Here is a 2,368-nt window from a genome sequence, read left to right as displayed (position 1 = left end):
CACCGCGACGACGAGCGAGCCGAGGATCACGGCCGATGCAACGAAGATCGCCGTGTCGCGGCCCGGCAGCGGCACGCCGTCGGACAGCGCGACCGGAATCGACAGCACACCGGCGAGCGTGACCGCGCCGCGCACGCCGCCGACCGTCATCACCGCGATCGTGCGCACGCCGGCCATCGTGCCCGCGAGGCCCTGGCGCGCGGCGCGGCGGCTCGCGAACCAGCGCAGCAGCCAGACCCACAGGAAGCGGATCGCATACAGCGCGAGCATCATCGCGCAGACGTTGAAGATCATCCGGCCGACGAGCGCGTCGCTCGTGTGGTGCGCGTCGACGAGCGTGCGGCCGATGATGTGCGGCAGCTGCAGCCCGAGCATGATGAACACCATGCCGTTGAACACGAACTCGATCATCGCCCACGTGCTTTCGGCGCGCACGCGCGACGCGACGGTGCTTTTCCGCGAGAAGCTCGTGTAGTTCATCATCATCCCGGCCGACACGGCCGCCAGCACGCCCGACAGGTCGAGGTGCTCGGCGAACAGGTAGGCCGCGAACGGCACGAGCAGCGTCATCACGATACCGGGGGCCGGATCGCCTTCCTGCTCGGCGTTCAGGAAGCGCGTCGACAGCGCGCTGAACGCCCACGACACGATCGCGCCCGTCGCGAGCCCGCCCGCGGCGACGATCACGAACGTGATCGACGCGTCGCGCAGCGAGAACATGCCGGTCAGCGCGGCCGCGATCGCGAATTTCAGCGCGACGAGGCCCGATGCGTCGTTCATCAGCGCCTCGCCTTCGAGGATGTGCATCAGCTGCGGCGGGATCCGGCCACGGCCGGCGATGCCGGACAGCGCGACCGCGTCGGTCGGCGACAGCACGGCCGCGAGCGCGAACGCGATCGGCAGCGGCAACTCGGGTATCAGCCAGTGCGCGAAGTAGCCCACTGCGAGTACCGTCATGAACACGAGCCCGAAGGCGAGCATCAGGATCGCGCGGCGCTGCAGGTACAGCTCGCGCTTCGGAATCCGCCAGCCATCCGCGAACAGCAGCGGCGGAATGAACAGCAGCATGAAGATTTCGGGATCGAACGTGACGTGCAGGTTCAGCTTCGGCCACGCGAGCATCGCGCCGAACGCGATCTGCATCAGCGGCAATGGTAGTTGGAACGGCAGGATGCGCGTGATGGCGCCGGACAGCGCGACGGTCAGCAGCAGGATCAGGACGGTGAAGACGATTTCCATCGATACGGCGAATACGGGGAATGAAACGATCGTACGGAGTGTAGCGTGATGGCGTGACGGATGCGTTCGAGCGGCCGGTGCGCGCGCACTGAAATGGTGCGCGCGACATGCGCCGCGGTGGTGCGGCAGCGCGGCGCACCACCGCGGCACACGGGTTGCCGGTGCCTTGCACGGAGCTTGCTTGATGTGGGGCAGCCGTCCGGCGCTGACCGGGCAACCGAGGGTCCAACCATGACATTGCACGCGCCGTTCGCTTCGTCGGGCGCCGCGTTCGAAGGCAATACCAGGAGGAAGGCATGACGATCGTGCAACAGGAGCGTCCGGCCGCCGCGTCGCCGTACCGGTTCGAGCGGGAGGTGAGTTCCGGTCTCGAACGTCTGGCGACGCAGCACCGCGACCTGACGCTCACGACCGTGTTCCAGCCGATTTTCAGCCTGTCGCACCAGCGGGCGGTGGGCTACGAGGCGCTGCTGCGTGCACACGATGCGCTCGACCGCGCCGTGTCGCCGCTCGACGTGTTCGGCGAGGCCGCGCGCCAGGGCGAGCTGCTGCAGCTCGACCGGCTCGCGCAGGCGCTGCATCTCGAGAACTTCGCGCTGCTCGGCGCCGAGCGCGAGTGGCTGTTCCTCAACGTCCATCCGGGCGTACTCACCGACCCGTTCCAGGCGGCCGCGCTGCTCGCGAACCTGAAGCGGCTCGGCATGCCGCCGCGCCGCATCGTGCTCGAAGTGCTCGAACAGCGCGCGGAAGACGTCGAGCGGCTCGCCGAGGCCGTGCGCGAATTCCGCACGCACGGTTTCCTGATCGCACTCGACGATTTCGGTGCGGGCCATTCGAACCTCGAGCGGATCTGGCAACTGAACCCGGACATCGTGAAGCTCGACCGGATCATGCTGTCGCACGCGGCGCACCGTACCGGGCTCACCGCGATCCTGCACGGGCTCGTGACGCTGCTGCACGAGGCCGGCAAGCTGGTGCTGGTCGAGGGCATCGAGACCGAGCACGAGGCGCAGATCGCGCTGTCGTGCGAGGCGGATTTCGTGCAGGGCTACTACTTCGGCCGGCCGGCGCCGGGGCTGCCCGACAGCGCGGCCGCGACGGGCTGCATCGGCGAGCTGACCGAGCGTTT

General features: G+C 68.4%; 2 protein-coding genes. One reads left to right on the top strand and one right to left on the bottom strand.

Annotation, left to right across the window (positions count from 1 at the left end; translation table 11 throughout):
* Nucleotides 1–1,239, bottom strand: a 1,239-nt coding sequence (locus JYJ84_RS34410) for a Na+/H+ antiporter (RefSeq protein ID WP_205190109.1), incomplete at its 3' end; no start/stop codon positions are given.
* Nucleotides 1,240–1,535: 296 nt separating this feature from the next.
* Between JYJ84_RS34410 and JYJ84_RS34405 the strand changes: the two genes are divergently transcribed.
* Nucleotides 1,536–2,368: EAL domain-containing protein (locus tag JYJ84_RS34405; RefSeq protein WP_205190108.1), on the top strand; the 833-nt coding region annotated here is incomplete at its 3' end.

The sequence above is a fragment of the Burkholderia sp. LMG 13014 genome (assembly GCF_905232215.1).
Classification (GTDB): domain Bacteria; phylum Pseudomonadota; class Gammaproteobacteria; order Burkholderiales; family Burkholderiaceae; genus Burkholderia.
Note: the sequence above shows the minus strand (reverse complement) of the source record. Positions and strands in the feature narration are given on the sequence as shown.